Source organism: Oceanimonas doudoroffii, assembly GCF_002242685.1.
Lineage (GTDB): Bacteria > Pseudomonadota > Gammaproteobacteria > Enterobacterales > Aeromonadaceae > Oceanimonas > Oceanimonas doudoroffii.
The window spans coordinates 1,136,838-1,155,069 of the sequence record NZ_NBIM01000001.1 but is presented as its reverse complement, the minus strand read 5'-3'; the positions used below and the strand labels follow the sequence as shown (position 1 = coordinate 1,155,069).

General features: G+C 61.0%; 13 protein-coding genes. 11 read left to right on the top strand and 2 right to left on the bottom strand.

The features are described from left to right. Nucleotides 1-26: 26 nt before the first annotated feature. From B6S08_RS05310 to fdhF, 3 genes are read left to right on the top strand one after another with little or no spacing between them, the layout of a single operon-like run. Complete coding sequence (locus B6S08_RS05310) at nt 27-632, top strand: formate dehydrogenase subunit gamma (protein ID WP_425435311.1); 606 nt, start codon at nt 27-29, stop codon at nt 630-632. Continuing rightward, nucleotides 632-2,173, top strand: a complete 1,542-nt coding sequence (locus B6S08_RS05305; RefSeq protein WP_094199699.1) for a formate dehydrogenase beta subunit — start codon at nt 632-634, stop codon at nt 2,171-2,173. The genes B6S08_RS05310 and B6S08_RS05305 overlap by 1 nt, the downstream gene beginning before the upstream one ends. Further along, nucleotides 2,173-5,028, top strand: a complete 2,856-nt coding sequence (fdhF, locus tag B6S08_RS05300; protein WP_094199698.1) for a formate dehydrogenase subunit alpha — start codon at nt 2,173-2,175, stop codon at nt 5,026-5,028. The genes B6S08_RS05305 and fdhF overlap by 1 nt, the downstream gene beginning before the upstream one ends. Nucleotides 5,029-5,215: 187 nt before the next feature. On the opposite strand, the gene B6S08_RS05295 is transcribed toward fdhF, so the two are convergent. After that, nucleotides 5,216-6,028, bottom strand: coding sequence for a helix-turn-helix domain-containing protein (locus B6S08_RS05295; RefSeq protein ID WP_094199697.1), 813 nt, complete (start codon nt 6,026-6,028; stop codon nt 5,216-5,218). Between the two features lie 189 nt (nt 6,029-6,217). Between B6S08_RS05295 and B6S08_RS05290 the strand changes: the two genes are divergently transcribed. Next, entirely contained in the window at nt 6,218-7,615 is a 1,398-nt protein-coding gene (locus tag B6S08_RS05290; RefSeq protein ID WP_094199696.1) for an aspartate ammonia-lyase, read from the top strand. Nucleotides 7,616-7,693: 78 nt separating this feature from the next. On the opposite strand, the gene cuyB is transcribed toward B6S08_RS05290, so the two are convergent. Continuing rightward, entirely contained in the window at nt 7,694-8,404 is a 711-nt protein-coding gene (cuyB, locus tag B6S08_RS05285; protein WP_094199695.1) for a cysteate racemase, read from the bottom strand. A gap of 271 nt (nt 8,405-8,675) precedes the next feature. On the opposite strand from cuyB, the gene B6S08_RS05280 reads away from it, so the two are divergent. The 7 genes from B6S08_RS05280 (at nt 8,676) to B6S08_RS05250 (ending at nt 18,211) form a co-directional block, all read left to right on the top strand. Beyond that, nucleotides 8,676-9,593, top strand: coding sequence for a LysR substrate-binding domain-containing protein (locus B6S08_RS05280; RefSeq protein ID WP_094199694.1), 918 nt, complete (start codon nt 8,676-8,678; stop codon nt 9,591-9,593). After that, on the top strand, nt 9,590-11,266 hold the full coding sequence (locus B6S08_RS05275) for a transporter substrate-binding domain-containing protein (RefSeq protein WP_165661634.1): 1,677 nt from the start codon (nt 9,590-9,592) through the stop codon (nt 11,264-11,266). Before B6S08_RS05280 ends, B6S08_RS05275 begins: the two co-directional genes overlap by 4 nt. Then, nucleotides 11,263-12,684 carry a sigma-54-dependent transcriptional regulator gene (locus tag B6S08_RS05270; protein ID WP_211284156.1) on the top strand — a complete coding sequence of 474 codons (1,422 nt, stop codon included), beginning with the start codon at nt 11,263-11,265 and terminating at the stop codon, nt 12,682-12,684. The genes B6S08_RS05275 and B6S08_RS05270 overlap by 4 nt, the downstream gene beginning before the upstream one ends. A 316-nt stretch (nt 12,685-13,000) precedes the next feature. Next, nucleotides 13,001-14,278 (top strand): dicarboxylate/amino acid:cation symporter, encoded by a 1,278-nt coding sequence (locus B6S08_RS05265; RefSeq protein WP_094199693.1) that lies wholly within the window; start codon nt 13,001-13,003, stop codon nt 14,276-14,278. A gap of 374 nt (nt 14,279-14,652) precedes the next feature. Then, a complete protein-coding gene (locus B6S08_RS05260; protein WP_094199692.1) occupies nt 14,653-15,822 on the top strand; it encodes a BCCT family transporter in 1,170 nt (389 codons plus the stop codon). A gap of 104 nt (nt 15,823-15,926) precedes the next feature. After that, on the top strand, nt 15,927-16,580 hold the full coding sequence (locus B6S08_RS05255) for a thiopurine S-methyltransferase (RefSeq protein WP_094199691.1): 654 nt from the start codon (nt 15,927-15,929) through the stop codon (nt 16,578-16,580). A gap of 266 nt (nt 16,581-16,846) precedes the next feature. Beyond that, entirely contained in the window at nt 16,847-18,211 is a 1,365-nt protein-coding gene (locus tag B6S08_RS05250; protein ID WP_094199690.1) for a YjiH family protein, read from the top strand. Nucleotides 18,212-18,232: the final 21 nt, after the last annotated feature.

Sequence of the window (18,232 nt, the reverse complement as noted above, 5' to 3'; positions counted from 1 at the left end):
CAGATAGGGTGAACCCTGCACCCTCAATGAGGGCGTGCAGGGTTGTCACCACGCCCGGCCAGGAGCGGCCGGGCCTTACGCACTGTAAATGGCGGTGGTTCGATGCACCGCCAGCACCGTTTTACAAGGTTGATACTGTTATGGATGAGACTCAAGCAGGCGTTCTAGACACTGTTGAAACAATAGTGACGTCACTCAAACACAAACCCGGCGCCCTGTTGCCCATCCTGCATGGTATTCAGGATCATTTTGGCTACATTCCCGATGTCGCCATCGGGGTGATTGCCCGTCATTTACGCAGCACCGCCGCCGATGTGCACGGGGTGGTGAGCTTTTATCATTATTTTCGTTCCGAACAGCCCGGCCGCCATGTGGTGGAACTGTGCCGGGCCGAGGCCTGCCAGGCCCGGGGCGCCCGCGCGCTTGAAAGCCACGCCAAAGCCAGGCTGGGCGTGGACTACGGCCAGACCACGGCCGATCGCAGCATTACCCTTAAACCCGTGTACTGCCTGGGCAACTGCGCCACCGGCCCCTCGGTGCGGGTAGGGGAGCAAATAAAGGGCCGTATGGACCCGGCCCGTTTCGACCGCCTGGTGGATGATCTGACCACCTACAAACTGGAGCTGAACTGATGAGCCTGCGTGTCTTTGTTCCCTGTGAGACCACGGCGCTGTCATTGGGTGCCGAGGATGTCGCCACCCTGATAAGCCGTGAGGCCGCAGCCCGTGGCCTGAAGATTGAGCTGGTGCGTAACGGCTCCCGCGGCCTGTTCTGGCTCGAGCCCCTGGTGGAAGTGGACGACGGCACCGGCCGCCGCGCCTTTGGCCCGGTAGAGCCCGGCGACGTGGCCTCGCTGCTGGACAGCCACTTCGGCGATGATCACCCCCTGGCCCTGGGGCCAACCGACGAGCTTCCCTGGCTAAAGAAACAACAGCGGGTCACCTTTGCCCGTCTGGGCGTAACCGATCCGGTGTCGCTGGACGATTACCGCGCCACCGGCGGCTTTGACGGCCTGCATCACGCCCTTGAACTCACTCCGCAGCAACTGGTGGACAGGGTCAAGGCATCGGGCCTGCGCGGCCGGGGCGGGGCGGCGTTCCCCACCGGCATCAAGTGGCAGACGGTGCTGGATGCCGCCGGTGCACAAAAATACATTGTCTGCAACGCCGATGAAGGCGACTCCGGCACCTTTGCCGATCGGTTGGTGATGGAATGCGACCCCTACATGCTGATTGAGGGCATGATTATCGCCGGCCTCGCCGTGGGCGCCACTCAGGGCTATATCTACCTGCGCGAGGAATACCCGCTGGCCCACCGCCACCTTGACCTGGCCATTGCCCGGGCCGAGGCCGCCGGCTATCTCGGCAACAATATTCAAAACAGTGGCCGCGCCTTTGCGCTGGAAGTGCGCCTGGGCGCCGGCGCCTATATTTGCGGCGAAGAAACCTCGCTGCTGGAAAGCCTGGAAGGCAAGCGCGGCATGGTGCGGGCCAAGCCGCCGCTGCCGGCCATCGAGGGCCTGTTTGGCCTGCCCACCGTGGTCAACAACGTGCTCAGTCTGGCGGCGGTGCCGTCCATTTTGCGGGACGGCCCCGAGCACTACGCCGGCTTTGGCGTGGAGCGCTCCCGGGGCACGCTGCCGTTTCAGCTGGCCGGCAACATCGCTCAGGGCGGCCTGGTGGAGCTCGCCTTTGGCCACAGCCTGCGCGAGCTGATTGAAGACTTTGGCGGCGGCAGCGCCAGCGGCCGCCCGGTGCGGGCGGTGCAGGTGGGCGGCCCTCTGGGGGCCTACCTGTCGCCAGCGCAGTTTGACACCGCCCTCGACTATGAGGCGTTTTCCGCCATTGGCGCCGTGCTGGGCCACGGCGGCGTGGTGGTGTTTGATGACAGCGTCGACATGGCCGAGCAGGCGCGCTTTTCCATGGAATTCTGCGTGGAGGAGTCCTGCGGCAAGTGTACCCCCTGCCGCATTGGCTCGACCCGGGGCGTGGAGGTGATCGATCGCATCATGCGGGGCGAGAACCGCGATGCCAATATGGCGCTGCTGGAAGATCTGTGCGACACCATGATTCAGGGCTCGCTGTGCGCCATGGGCGGCATGACACCCTTTCCGGTGAAAAGCGCCTATACCCTCTTTCCCGAAGACTTTCAGCGCCAGGGAGGCGAAGCCTGATGGTTGAACATTTTTTTCCCGAAAAGGATCTGGGCACCCCGGCCCGCCTGTCGGACGTACAGATCAGCCTGACCATAGACGGGGTGGAAGTGACGGTGCCCGAAGGCACCTCGGTGATGCGCGCCGCCGCCCTGGTGGACATTAACATTCCCAAACTCTGTGCCAGCGACAACCTGGAGGCCTTTGGCTCCTGCCGGCTGTGTACCGTGGAAATTGAAGGCCGGCGCGGCATGCATGCGTCCTGCACCACGCCGGTGAGCGAGGGCATGGTGGTACGCAGCCAGACCGAGGCGCTGGCCAAGCTGCGCCGCAACATCATGGAGCTGTATATCTCCGATCACCCCCTCGATTGCCTGACCTGCCCGACCAACGGCGACTGTGAACTGCAGGACATGGCCGGGGCCGTGGGCCTGCGCGAGGTGCGTTACGGCTTTGCCGGCGAGAATCACCTGAGCCTGCCAAAGGACGAGTCCAACCCCTATTTCACCTTTGACGCCAGCAAGTGCATTCTCTGCTCCCGCTGCGTGCGCGCCTGTGGCGAGGTGCAGGGCACCTTTGCCCTGACCGTGGAAAAGCGCGGCTTTGACTCCAGGATTTCCACCGGCAAGGGAACGGACTTTCTTAATTCCGACTGCGTGTCCTGTGGTGCCTGCGTGCAGGCCTGCCCCACCGCCACCCTCAGCGAGAAGTCGGTGATCGACAAGGGCCAGCCCGAGCACAGCGTGATCACCACCTGCGCCTATTGTGGCGTGGGCTGCTCGTTCAAGGCCGAAATGAAGGGCGATGAGCTGGTGCGCATGACCCCCTGGAAGGGCGGCCAGGCCAACCACGGCCACTCCTGCGTGAAGGGGCGGTTTGCCTTTGGCTACGCCAGCCACAAGGACCGGCTGAAGCACCCCATGATTCGCGAGTCCATCGACCAGCCCTGGCGGGAAGTGGGCTGGCAGGAGGCCATTGAATTTGCCGCCCGGCGCCTGCGCGAGGTGCAGCAACAGCACGGCCGCAACAGCGTGGGCGGCATTACCTCGTCGCGCTGTACCAATGAAGAAACCTACCTGGTGCAGAAGCTGGTGCGGGCCGCGCTCGGCACCAACAACACCGACACCTGCGCCCGAGTGTGCCACAGCCCCACCGGCTATGGCCTGAAGATGACCCTGGGCGAGTCGGCGGGCACCCAGGACTTTGATTCGGTAATGCAGTCGGACTGTATTCTGGTGATCGGCGCCAACCCCACCGACGCCCATCCGGTATTCGGCTCGTTGCTGCGCAAGCGGCTGCGCCAGGGCGCCAAGCTGATTGTGGCCGATCCTCGTTATATCGATCTGCTGGACAGCCCGCATACCGACGAGGCCCTGCACCTGCCCATTCGCCCGGGAGCCAACGTGGCCCTGGTGAATGCCCTGGCCCATGTGATCGTGACCGAGGGGCTGGAAGACCAGGACTTTATCGCCACCCGTTGCGCCCCGGAAGAATACGCCGCTTGGCGCGACTTTATTATCGATCCGTGCCATGCCCCCGAGGCCATGAGCGCCGTGATCGGCGTGCCGGCGGAGAACCTGCGCGAGGCCGCAAGGCTTTACGCCACCGCCGGCAACGGCGCCATCTATTACGGCCTGGGCGTCACCGAGCACAGCCAGGGCTCCACCACCGTCATGGGCATTGCCAACCTGGCCATGGTCACTGGCAACATTGGCCGGCCCGGCGTGGGGGTAAACCCGCTGCGGGGCCAGAACAACGTGCAGGGCTCTTGCGACATGGGCTCCTTCCCCCACGAGCTGCCGGGCTACCAGCCGGTGACCGACGGCGCCGTGCGTGCCCGCTTTGAAGCGGTGTGGGGCGCCGGGCTGGATGCCGAGCCGGGGCTGCGCATTCCGGGCATGTTCGACGCCGCCATCGAAGGTCGTTTCAAGGCCATGTATGTGCAGGGGGAAGACATTGCCCAGTCAGATCCGAACACCCAGCATGTGGAGGCGGCACTGCGCTCCCTTGAGCTGCTGATCGTGCAGGATATTTTCCTCAACGAAACCGCCAAGTTCGCCCATGTGATTTTGCCGGGGGCCAGCTTCCTCGAGAAGAACGGCACCTTTACCAACGCCGAGCGGCGCATCAACCGGGTGCGCCGAGTGATGGCGCCCCTGGCGGGCAAGGAAGACTGGGAAGTGACCATGGCGCTGTCCAACGCCCTTGGTTACCCCATGGACTACCGGCACCCGTCGGAGATCATGGACGAAATAGCCTCGCTGACGCCGTCCTTTGCCGGGGTCAGTTACGACCGTCTGGAGCGCATGGGCAGCATTCAGTGGCCCTGCAATGACGAGCATCCCGAGGGCATGCCAATCATGCACGGTGACAGTTTCCCCATCGGGGAAGGGCGCATGGTGGTGACCGAGTTTATTCCCACCATCGAACGGGTGAGCGAGGCGTTTCCGCTGCTGCTGACCACGGGGCGTATCCTCAGCCAGTACAACGTGGGGGCCCAGACTCGGCGCACCGACAACAACGTGTGGCACAGCGAAGACGTGCTGGAGATCCATCCCCACGACGCCAGTGCACGGGGCATTGCCGATGGCCAGCCGGTGAATATTCAGAGCCGCACCGGCAGCACGGTGCTGCGGGCCAGGCACAGTCAGCGCATGCAGCCGGGGGTGGTGTACACTACCTTTCACTTCCCCCACAGCGGCGCCAACGTGATCACCACCGACAACTCCGACTGGGCCACCAATTGCCCGGAATACAAGGTGACGGCGGTGCAGGTAACCGGTACCACCGATCTGACCCTGTCGGACTGGCAGCAGCGCTTTGAAGCCTTTACCGAAAAGCAGCTGGCCTATGCGGGGCTGGGGGAGACTCACTAAGAGGTAACAAACAAAAACGCCGGCGAAAGCCGGCGTTTTTTATAGGAGAAAGGCTGAGTCTTGATTTGCTATTTCCGAATCTCATAAGTGAGGAGCTGGTGGTATTCCTGCAACTCAGCGTTCAGATAACCAAGACATTCGTCCTTTTCTGTATAACGCTCCGCTTGATGATGCAGGCTGTAGGGTTTCAGAAATAATGCCGGGCCCGAAAGTGGTGCTCGTGGGGGGCCATGTCGTTGCCGATGGCGTTAAGAATGGCGCCGGAGATCTGGCCGCTGTCGGCATCAAAGGTGCTGCACAGGGAGAGGGTGCGGCGAATGTCCACCTGCCGGCCCAGGTATTCCAGCACCACTCGGGTGCAGCTGGGAATGCGCTCGCCGCTGGCGGAGGCGCCCAGGCGCAGGCCACTGAGCCGGCCCACCCGGCTTTTAAAGGTGGGGATCAAAATGGTCTGGGTGATCTGGTTGCCGGTGAGCGATTCGTAGTCCACCAGAAAAATGCGATCCGCCAGCAGATGGGCCATGCCCAGATATTTGCTGTGAAACACCCGCTCGCCCGGGGCCTGTTGCAGGCGCTCGGTGCGCTGGTAATACACGCCGCCGCCCCGGCGCTCCAGGCACAGCAGGTTGCGCAGTATCTTGCCCGGAAAGGCCATGGAGTAGTGGTATTCAAAGTAATAACCCAGGTATTTTTCCAGCCCCTGAGAGTTGGCCTGCAGCAGGCTCATGTGCTCGGCTTCCGGGTGCGCCTCTTCCACAACCTGGGGCTTGGGTCGCACCTGGATCAGCAGTTCGAACTGGCTGTGGGGCATCAGAATTTCGTGCTCTTCCACTCCGAAAAAGTCGCACAGGCGGCGCAGGCTATGGGCCGAGGGCTTGTAGCGACCACTCAAATAGCGGTTGAACTGGGGGCGGTTTATCTTCAGCCGGCGACATACCTCAGCTACTGACTTGTAGTAACTGCAGAGCAGACGCAGGTTTTTGGCAAAGTCTTGGTGCATAGAGGCTCCGTGAAACTGGGGTCAGTATACCTAACGTTATTTTTCTGCAACAGGGTGCGACAGTCGCTTTCTGGTGTACTGACTGCGCCAATCAGCATCAGTTTGAGACAGTGCGTCAAATTTTCAGTGCCTGTGCGCACTGCTGTAATAGGGCCTTGAACCGCACAAACTCCACCAAGCAGGTAACCAATGCAAACACGTATTGAAAAAGATCTTTTGGGTGAACAGCCGGTGCCGGCCGAGGCCTGGTACGGCATTCAAACCCAGCGCGCGCAGCAGAACTTCACCATTACCGGTGTGCCCATCAGCCACTTTCCCGAGCTGATCAACGCCCTGGCCATGGTCAAGGCCGCCGCCGCCCGCGCCAACCGAGATCTGGGCCAGCTGGAGCCGCACAAGGCCGAAGCCATTAACGCCGCCTGTGCCGATATCATGAACGGCGCCCTGCACGATCAGTTTGTGGTGGATCTTATTCAGGGCGGGGCGGGCACCTCCACCAACATGAACGCCAACGAAGTCATTGCCAACCTGGCGCTGGCCAAGCTGGGCCATGCCCGGGGCGACTACAAACACCTGCACCCCAATAATGACGTGAACCGCTCCCAGTCCACCAACGACGCCTATCCCACCGCCGCCCGGCTGGCCATCGTGTTTGCCGCCCAGCCGCTCAAGCAGGCCATTGCCGGTCTGCAACAAAGCCTGGCGGCCAAGGCCGAGGAGTTTGCCCACATTCTCAAAATGGGCCGAACTCAGCTGCAGGACGCCGTGCCCATGACCCTGGGTCAGGAGTTCGAGGCCTTTGCCGTCAACCTGGGTGAAGAAGACGCCCGTATCGACGACGCCTGCCGGCTGCTGTGCGAGGTGAACCTGGGCGGCACTGCCATCGGCACCGGCATTAACGCCCACCCCGACTACGCGCCGCTGGCGGTAAATCACCTGGCCGAGGTGTCTGGCCAGCCGGTCAGCCTGGCCAGCAATCTGGTGGAAGCCACCTCCGACATGGGCGCCTTTGTTACCTTCTCCAGCGTGCTCAAACGGGTGGCGGTGAAGCTGTCCAAACTCAGCAACGATCTGCGCCTGCTGTCCAGCGGCCCGCGCACCGGCCTGGGCGAAATTCAGCTGCCCGCCATGCAACCCGGTTCGTCCATCATGCCCGGCAAGGTGAACCCGGTCATTCCCGAGGCAATGAACCAGACTGCGTTTCAGGTGATCGGTGCCGATCTGGCGGTCACCCTGGCGGCGGAAGCCGGCCAGCTGCAGCTGAACGCCATGGAGCCGCTGATTATCTATAACCTGCTCAACTCCAGCCGCATGCTGGGTGAAGCCATTCGCATGCTCGACACGCGCTGTGTGCGCGGCATCAAGGCCAACGAGGAGCAGTGTGCCGCCCACCTGCATAACAGTATCGGCATCATTACCGCCCTGGTGCCCCATATCGGTTACGACAACGCCAGCCGCATTGCCAACCAGGCATTGATGACCGGCGCCACCGTGGCCGAGCTGGTGCGCGAAGAGCAGCTGCTCAGCGAAGAGCGCCTGGCGGCGGTGCTCAGCCCGGCGTCCATGGTGACGCCCTGCGTCGCCTGATTGGCAAACGCAAATCGGCCCGGGGCCGACGCCGTCATGGCATCAATATCCCGGGCCGTCATAAAAGTGGCGGTGCGATCAGGCCGCCACCGCCATTTGCTGCTGGCGGTGCCACTGCACACAGGCCGCCGCCAGCGCCCTGGTGGCGTCCATGCCCAGATGGGCATGGGCCGAGCCAATGGAGTCCAGCGCGAAAGGAATTTCGGTGCATCCCAGAATGACCCGCTCTACCCCTTGTTGCAGCATGTCGGCCATGCAGCCATCCAGCATTTGAGCACCCTGCTTTACGGCGCCGGACTTGACCAGATAAATGCCTTCCATCACTCGGCGCTGCAGTTCGGGCCGAGGCGTGGTGAGGGCAATGCCAAATTCCGCCAGCTCTCGAGCATAAAAACCGGCCTTCAGGGTGCCGTCGGTGGCCAGCAGGCCAACCGAACCAACCTTTTCACCTGCAAGCGCCGCGGCGCAGGCCCGAGCAATGTGCAAAATGGGCACGCTGCTCGCCTGGGCCAGCGGCTCATACCAGTAATGGGCGGTGTTACAGGGAATGGCAATGCAGCCGGCGCCGCCGCTTATCAGGGTGTTCAGCCCTTTCAGCAGGGCCTCGAGGGGAGACTCCTTGTTCTCCAGCAGGCAGGCGGTGCGGTCGGGAATTTGCGGCACCGAATGCACCAGCAGCGGCAGGTGATCCTGATCCCGGCTGGCCGGGGTCTGGTGAATGATCTTGGTCACAAAGTCGACGGTGGCAAGCGGGCCCATGCCGCCAAGAATGCCAATCAGGGAACTCATAAGCTGTCTCCAGGCTGTTTTTTTGCAGCCTAAAACAGCCGGCGAGGGCACCGACAATGCCGTTTGAGTACCCCCTATGCGCAAGCCGCATAACCCCCGTGCCGCAGTTGCAATATCAATAAGATGGCGCCGTTATGCCGCTTTGTTATCGCCGGTGCCAGATTGGCATGGTGCAACAGGGCCCTGAGCATCGGCGCCGGCGAGTGATATAATGCCACCCTGACCGGTCAGCGGGCTGACCAAGCTGTGGGTATCAAGCCAAGGGTGGTGCATGAACATAGAAACAAAATGGCTGGAAGACTTTCTTTCATTGGCCCACACCCAGAGTTTTTCCCGCTCCGCCCAGGAGCGGCACATGACCCAGCCCGCCTTCAGCCGGCGCATTCGCGCACTGGAAACCGCCCTGGGCTGCGAGTTGGTCGACCGAACCAGCACGCCGGTGCAACTGACCGATGAAGGTCGGCTGTTTCGTATTACCGCGCGCAACCTGGTGACCCAGCTGGCCGACAGCATCGGCCATCTTCGCTCCATGAAACAGCGTGGTGCCCACACCATCGACTTCGCCGTGTCTCACACCCTGTCACTGTCTTTATTTCCCGCCTTTCTGCAGTCGTTTCGCCGAGAGCTGGAGGGCATCAGTACCCGCCAGCTGGTGGCCAATGTGGATGACAGCGTGCAGGCCCTGAAAAACGGCATTTGCGACTTTTTGCTGGCGTTTGAAGATCCCACCCTGGCGCCGGGGCAGTTTCACCGTTTTGAGCTGCAAACCGAGCAACTGGTGCCGGTGTGTCGCGCCGATGAGGACGGCCAGCCCGTTTTCAACCTGGACGCCGCCCATGGTGCCACCCTGCCTTATCTGGGGTACCCCGAAGAAATTTTTCTCGGCCGCTGTGTGGAGCGGTTGCTGCGCAGCCGGCCACGCACCGTGACCCTGCGTCAGGCGTTTGAGTCACCCCTGGCCGACAGCCTGAAGGTGATGGCCATGCAGGGCATGGGCATTGCCTGGGTGCCGAGCTTTGCCATTCGAGAAGAGTTGCGTCAGGGCTTTCTGGTGATCTGCGGTGACGACCGTTGGCAGTTGCCGCTCAATGTGTGTCTCTATCGCTGCAACCGGCCCCTGTCCGACACCGCCGAAGCCTTCTGGCAAGTGTGTGAGCAGAATTACGGCCGGGCGGAGCCCACGGCATGAAATGGCTTCAGGCGTGCCTGTTGTTGTGGGGACTGGCCCTGGGCGGCGCCATGGCGGCAGAGCCCTATCGGGAAGGCATTATTCGTGTGGGCGGCGATCACGACTATCCGCCCTATGAATTTCTCAATGAAGACGGCGAGCCCGACGGCTACAACGTGGAGTTGACCCGTGCCATTGCCGAAGTCATGGGCATGCAGGTGGAGTTTCACCTCGGCGACTGGAATCGCATGCGCCAGGCCCTGGATACGGGCGAGATGGATGTGCTGCAGGGCATGATTTTCTCCAGCGAGCGCAGCGATGATTACAGTTTCTCGCCACCACACGCCATTGTGTATCAGTCCATTTTTGCCCGCAAAGGGGAAGACGAAGCCAGGGAGCTGGCCGATCTGCGCGGCAAAGAGGTGGTTGTGCAGCGGGGCGGCATTATGCACGACCACCTGCTGCACAATAACGTGGGAGACAACCTGGTGCTGGTCGACACCCATGCCTCGGCGCTGCGGTTGCTGGCGGCGGGCAAGCACGATTATGCCCTGGTTGCCAACCTGCCGGGGCTGTATCTGGGCCGCGAGCTGGAGTTGTCCAACATAGTGCCGGTGGGCCAGCCTTTTCAGCCCCAGCGCTACGGCTATGCGGTATCAAAGGGGAACGAGGCGCTGCTGGCGGGCTTCAGCGAAGGGCTGGCCATTCTCAAGAACACCGGCCGCCTGCAACAGATTTACGACAAGTGGCTGGGGCCGCTGGAGCAGGGCGGCTGGCCCTGGAAGAAAATCGGCCTGGCCGCCGCCCTGGTGTCGGCGGTGTTGCTGGTGGTGCTGGGGGGGATTGTCATCTGGAACCGCATGCTGGCCCGGGAAGTGGCCCGGCGCAGCGAGAAGCTGCAACTGCAGCATCAGCAATTGATCCAGGCCGACAAGATGTCGTCCCTGGGCATTCTGGTGTCGGGAGTGGCCCACGAAATCAACAATCCCAGCAGCCTGCTGCTGCTCAACCTGCCGGTGCTGAAAGACGCCTTTGCCGATCTGGAAGCGCTGCTGGAGGCGCAATATGAGCAGCAGGGCGATTTTTACCTGGCCGGGTTGCCCTACAGCCGCATGCGCGAGGAGCTGCCCGCCATGCTCGACGACATGCAGGCCAGCGCCGGGCGCATTCGCCGCATCGTGGATGATCTGCGCGACTTTGCCCGTCAGGGCCCGGCGGAGCTGAACGAGAACGTGGATCTCAATGCGCTGGTGGCCACGGTGATCCGTCTGGTCGACAACACCATTCGCACGTCCAGTCATCGCGTGGAAGTGCATTGCGAGCCCGGGTTGCCGCACTTCAGGGGCAACGCCCAGCGCATTGAGCAGGTGCTGATCAACCTGGTGGTGAATGCCTGTCAGGCCCTTACCAGCCCGGAACAGGGCATTGTTATTCGCACCGGACACCGGGCGCCACGCAACGAGTTGTATCTTGAAATTACCGATCAGGGCGTGGGCATATCGCCCGGCGATCTGTCCCGGCTGAAAGATCCGTTTTTTACCACCAAGCGCGAACAGGGCGGCATCGGGCTGGGTTTGTCCGTGTCGGCCGGCATCGTACAGGAGCATGGCGGCCGGCTGGAATATGAATCCGAGCCGGGCCGGGGAACCCGCGCCACCCTGACGTTACCCGCGATCGAAGGAACCCCATCGTGATCAAAAGCAATTCCTACCCCAGCTTTGGTGTGCTGCTGGTGGATGATGAAGCCCCCTTTCTGCGCAGCCTCAGCATTGCCCTGGAGCGGCGGGGCGGCATTAATCACATTTATCGCTGCGAAGACAGCCGGGAGGTCATGGGCATCATTGCCCGTGAGCCCATTGGCCTGGTGCTGCTGGATCTGACCATGCCGCACCTGTCGGGTGAGGCCCTGCTGCAACAGATAGTGGAAGAATATCCCGAGATAGCCGTGATCATCATCAGCGGGCTGAACCAGCTGGAGACGGCAGTGAACTGCATTCGCCTCGGCGCCTATGACTATTTCGTCAAGACCACGGAAGAAGACCGACTGATCGGCGGCATTCGCCGGGCCATTGCCAGCCAGGAAATGCGCCTGGAAAACCAGGAGATGCGCCGGCGCTTTCTGACCGATACCCTGGAGCGCCCCGAGGTGTTCGCCGGCATCATTACCCAGGACAAGGGCATGCGCTCGGTGTTTCAGTACCTGGAGGCGGTTTCCGCCAGCAGCCAGCCGGTGTTGATCTGCGGTGAGAGCGGGGTGGGCAAGGAGCTGATTGCCCACGCCATTCATACCCTGAGCAACCGAAGCGGCCCCGTGATCAGCGTGAACGTGGCGGGGCTGGACGACAATGTGTTCGCCGATACCCTGTTCGGCCATCACAAGGGGGCCTTTACCGGTGCCGACCGGGCCCGGGCCGGCATGATAGAGCAGGCCGCGGGCGGCACCCTGTTTCTGGACGAGATTGGCGACCTGAGCCTGACTTCCCAGGTCAAGTTGTTGCGGCTGCTGCAGGAAGGGGAATATTACCCCCTGGGCAGTGACAGGCCCAAACGCATCAGTGCCAGGGTGGTGGTGGCCACCCACCAGGATCTGGCCCGCAAGCAGCAGGAAGGCAGTTTTCGCAAGGATCTTTACTACCGGCTGCGTACCCATCAGGTGGAAATTCCGCCGCTGCGCCAGCGCAAGGGCGACATTCCCCTGTTGCTGGAGCATTTTCTTGCCGAGGCGGCGGCGGAGCTGGATAAAACCGTGCCCACCCTGCCGCGGGAATTACCGGTGCTGCTGGCCAACTACGCCTTTCCCGGCAACGTGCGGGAGTTGCGGGCCCTGGCTTATGACGCCATGAGCCGGCACAAGTCGAAAATGCTGTCGATGGAGGTGTTCCGTCAGGCCCTTGGACAACAGGAGCTGCCCCTGCTGACCGAGGGGGAAGACGAGCCGAGCCCCTTTCGCCGCATGCAGACCCTGCCCAGGCTGACCGAAGTGGGCGACCTGCTGGTGGCCGAGGCCATGCGCCGGGCCGAGGGCAATCAGTCACTCGCCGCCCGGCTGCTGGGTATTTCCCAGCCGGCGTTGAGCAAACGGCTGAAAAAGGCCGCGGCCGACGAGGCCTGACAACCCCTATAACCCGGGTGATGGGTTATAACCCGGGTTACCCTTTCTATCCTTTTGATAAAATTGTACTTTTCCGTTTTCTGCTGGTTCCCTTTATAACCCTGGTTATACCCCTTCCATTCGGCGCTGTCACTCAATTTTCATTAAAAATTATTTAAAAAACAGTTGCTTAACTGTTTGTCAAAAGCTGGCACGGCCTTTGCTGTTATTACGTCAGGGATTGGCGAGTGAGCGCCAGATACCGATGGTTCGGATGTGCACCCGCACAGGGCCGCGTCCGGCTGTATACCTCGACATCAGTAACAAGGAACTGACGATGGAACAGACAGTAGTAGATCAGGGCCGTAGCGGCTTTTGGAGCGGACTGGCGCTCTGGAAAAAAATTCTCGTAGGCATGGTGCTGGGTGTGATCGCGGGCACCCTGATGGGGCCGGACGCCGAAGTGTTGAAGCCGATTGGCACGCTGTTTATCAACGCGATCAAGATGCTGATTGTGCCGCTGGTATTCTGCTCCCTGGTGGTGGGCGTGACCTCCATGCAGGACACCCGCAAAATGGGCCGCATTGGCCTGAAGTCGGTGGTGCTCTATCTGGGTACCACGGCGGTGGCCATTACCATTGGCCTGATGCTGGCGCTGCTGTTCACACCGGGGGCCGGCATGAACATGACCATTACCGAGCCGGTATCGGCAAGCGAAGCCCCTTCCCTGGTGGAGACCCTGCTGGCGCTGATCCCGCAAAACCCCATCGGCGCCATGGCTGCCGGCAACATACTGCAGATCATCGTGTTCGCCCTGGGTCTGGGCATTGCCCTGACCCTCTGTGGTGAAAAGGCACAGCCGGCCATTCGCCTGTTTGAGAGTCTGGCCGAAGGCATGTACAAGCTGACCGAAATTATCATGAAGTTGGCCCCCTATGGTGTGTTTGGTCTGATGGCCTGGGTGGCGGGCAAGTATGGCCTGGAGGTGCTGCTGCCGCTGATCAAGGTGGTGGCCCTGGTGTATGTGGGTTCGCTGGTGCATGTGTTGGTGGTTTACAGTGGCCTGATCAGCGTGCTGGGTCGCCTGAACCCGGTGCGCTACCTGAAAGGCCTGATCAACCCGGCCGCGGTGGCTTACACCACTACCAGCAGCTCCGGCACCCTGCCGGCCACCATCAAGGCGGCCCGCGAGGAAATGGGTGTGTCTCAGGGCGTGTCCAGCTTTGTGCTGCCCCTGGGCGCGACCATCAACATGGACGGCACCGCCCTGTATCAGGGTATTTGCGCCGTGTTCGTGGCCCAGGCCTTTGGCGTTGATCTGGCCATGTCCGATTACATTTTGATCATCATGACCGCCACCCTGGGCTCCATTGGTACCGCCGGTGTGCCCGGCGCCGGCTTGATCATGCTGTCGCTGGTGCTGACCACAGTGGGGCTGCCCCTGGAAGGCCTGGCCATTGTGGCCGGTATCGACCGTATCCTCGACATGGCCCGTACCAGCGTGAACGTGTGCGGTGATCTTATGGTGTCCGTGCTGATCGGCAAGAGCGAAAACGAGCTGGACGAAACCGTTTACAACAGCACCAAGCCTGCGGCCGAGGTGCGCCGGGGCTAATCGCCTCGACTCGACAAGGACGGCGCCATGCCGTCCTTTTTTTCGATATCCCCTTTGAGCGCCTTTGTTGTTGGCGCACCCTTTCTGGCTCCGGTAAATGCCTGGCCTGCTGCACGGGCCTTCGGCAATACAACCGCCGCTGACAGACCCCTCTTTTCGGCCCATTCCACCTTGTCGCGAACAGGCATGCCTCGGGTCGCAACAGATACCTATTGATTTTTTTTCTGCATATAAAGTTAATCATTGATTGAATGTTCAATAAACGTGGCGTCGCCGGCGCCAATGATGCTTGTCAGGAGGGAAAGTCAACCAGCCACAAACCCGTTGCCTTTGGGCATGAATTGATTGATGGAACCAACAAAAGAGGATTCTCCATGGATATGGTGTTGTCTGTTGCCATTGTGCTGACGTTGACCGCGTCGGTGTGGATATTGCTGCGTTACGGCCGTGTGCCCTGCAAGGGGGAGATGCCGACCTCCCTGTTTACCTTTATCGCCATTCTGTTTACCTCGGGCCTGGATGTGGGCCTGGTGATGTTTCCACTGACCGAGTTTCCGGTTTACGTTAGTGAGTCTGTCTACGGCTTTGCCAGCCCGCTCGCCATCGAGTTTGGCTTCTGGGGCTTTCTGGTGTGGGGTTTTTACTTTTTCACCACCTTTTACTTTGTGCTGATCGAGCCCAGGGTGAGGCTGTTTGAGTTGCCTCTGGTGCGTTTTATCAACAATCTGGTGATCATCGGCACCTGTGCCTTTACTGGTTATCTGTTTCTCAGCTACCTGCCGGACTATGTGACGGGGATTACGCCGGCGCTGCGCTATGGCCTGGTGGCCCTGGTGGTGTTGTGCGCCGTGTGGTCGAGCTCGGACGTGCGATATGTGAAGTTTCTAAGCGTGGCCTCCACCTGGCTGTTTGTGGCACTGATCGCGGTTATGGCGGTGAACTCGGGCGCCGGTGTGCCGGCGCTGGCGGGCACCATGGCGGAGATTGGCGACTACTTCGGCAATTTGCACCGTTTTGTGACGCCCATGAGTGATTACCATGCCTTTTACCTGTTCTGGTGGTTTTCCTGGAGCATCATGATCGGCCAGTTTGTGGCCCGCTTTGCCGGCGGCCTGCCGGCCTGGCAACTGTGTTTGGCCATGCTGGTGGTGCCTTCCATTCCCATCGCCATCTGGTTCTCCGTGCTCTATCTGCACTTCAGCGAGGCCATTGCCATCGGCAACGAGCTGCGGTTGGCGATGGTGGTGGTGGGCGTGATTTTCGTGATTAACTCCCTCGACTCGTTGATCCGTCTCTACACCACCAACCTGGGCATGGAAGCGGAAAAGCTCGGCAAGGGGCGTTACCTGGTGTTGAACTGGACATTGATGTTCGTGCTGGTGCTGCTGTTCCAGTTCACGCCGCTCAAGATTGAATGGGTGGGCCTGGTGGTAATCGGCCTCTATGCCCTGATCGCCGTGCTGCTCTGGCAGCGCCGGGCGCAATGCCGGGAGCTAGGGCGAGGAGTCGATCTGCCGGCCAGGGCCGCCAGCAGTGGCAGATGAAGGGGAGTGATGCCATACATGGGAGTCGGTGACTGAGGCACTTTCCCTTGAGAATAAAAAACCGGACTGCCATAGTCCGGTTTTTTATTGGCGAGAGAACCATCATGGACGCGAACTTCTGGCATCAACGCTGGCAATCATCCCGCATCGGCTTTCATCAGAGCGACATTAATCTGCATTTACGTACCTGTTGGCACCACACTGGTGCCGGGCCAGGCACCGAGGTGCTGGTTCCTCTGTGCGGAAAAAGCCTGGACATGCACTGGCTGGCGGAACAGGGCCATACCGTGGCCGGCTTTGAGCTGTCGCCCCTGGCGGTGGCGGGCTTTTTTGAGGAAGCCGGGCTCACTCCCGAGCGCACTGCCGAGGGGGCTTTTGAACACTGGCTCTGTGCGCCCTACCACCTGTATGCGGGGGACTTTTTTGCCGCCGAACAGCTGGGTCGTCAATTTAATGCCGCCTACGACCGGGCGGCATTGATTGCCCTGCCGCCCGCCATGCGGGCGGACTATGTCGATCTGATGGCCCGGTTAATCACTTCTGGCGGGCGCGTGCTGCTGGTGACCCTGAACCATGACTCGGCCAAGGATCAAACGCCCCCCTTTGCGGTGGATGAGACGGAAGTGCGTACCCTGTTTGAGTCGCGCTTCGAGGTCAGCCTGCTCGACAGGCAGCAGCAAGGGCGGCAACACCCCAGGGTGGCGGCGGGTGACTGCACCTTTTTTGACGAGCTGTGCTTTTTGCTGACGAGGCGATAACCCGCTGTTATGGGTCTGGAGTCAAGTTGTTAAATTTTTGAGAAGCAACTCCGGTTTTTCTCTCGATTTACAGTGTAATATTCCAATTGTGTCTTTTGGTGCAAAATCTTTGCCTGTAAAATAACTATTCATCAGGCACCGATTCTTGTGCTGCATTATGCGTAGTTCTCCGTTCTTTATGCATTGACTGCAATGAGGAGTTCGGCGTGTTCGCAATTACCGATTTACATTCACGCCGGGCCGGAACCCGGCGGCAAGGAGTATTCATGGAAAAAACGCTGACGAAACCGGTGGGCATCACCCGCAACTGGTTGATGTTTCTGCTTCCTTCGCTGGCAGGGATCCTGCTGTTCATGACCCCGGTGGCCTGGCAGGGCGACATTACCATCATGATTGCGGTGCTGGCCAAGAGCGTGCAGGGCGTGTTGGCTGATGAGCTGCCCGCCATTGTTACCGGCCTGGTGACCCTGTCGGCGGCATTGACCTTGCTGGGCACCCTGGCCAGGCCTTGCTGGATCGGCAACAGTGCCTTTCTCAACACCCTGTTCAACGTGAGCCCGGTGTGGCTGGTGAGCCGGCTGCTGGGTGCGGCCTTTGTGCTGATGGTGCATTTCCAGGTGGGGCCCGAGCTGCTGTATAGCGGCGACACCGGCGGCCTGGTGCTGAACGATCTGCTGCCGGTGCTGTTTTCCGTGTTTATCTTTGCCGGTCTGTTGTTGCCGCTGCTGCTGGATTTTGGTCTGTTGGAGCTGGTGGGCACTCTGCTTACCCGCATTATGCGGCCGGTGTTCCGCCTGCCAGGGCGTTCGGCGGTAGACTGCATGGCGTCCTGGCTCGGCGATGGCAGCGTGGGCATACTGCTCACCAGCAAGCAATATGAAGGCAAACACTACACGCAGCGGGAAGCGGCGGTGATCGGCACCACCTTCTCGGCGGTGTCCATTACCTTCAGCCTGGTGGTGTTGGCCCAGGTCAAGCTGGAGCACATGTTTTTGCCCTTCTATGGGGCCGTTTGTCTGGCCGGCATAGTGGCGGCCATTGTGGTGCCGCGGCTGCCACCGCTGTGCTGGAAGAAAGACACCTTTATCAATGGTGACGCCCGGCCGGCCGACGCCGAAGCCACTCCCGAGGGCTATTCACGCCTGCGTCATGGCCTGGATCTGGCACTGAACCGGGCCAGCCGAGTGGAAAGCCTGGGGCAGGTGGTGCGTGCCGGTGTGCACAATGCCCTGGACATGCTGCTGGGCGTGCTGCCGGTGGTAATGGCGTTTGGTACCCTGGCATTGGTGGTGGCGGAAACCACGCCCCTGTTCAGCTGGTTGGGCATGCCCTTTGTGCCGCTGCTCGAACTGCTGCAAATTCCCGAGGCGGCGGCGGCGTCCCAGACCATGGTGGTGGGCTTTGCCGACATGTTCATTCCGGCCATTCTGGCTACCTCCATTGAAAGCGACATGACCCGTTTTGTGATCGCCGCCCTGTCGGTGACCCAGCTTATTTATATGTCGGAAGTGGGCGCACTGCTGCTGGGCAGCAAAATTCCGGTAAACATTGTGGAGCTGTTTGTCATCTTCCTGATGCGTACCCTGGTGACCCTGCCGGTGATTGCCCTGGTGGCGCACTGGGTGTTCTGATGCGGGTTGCCTCTTCTATAC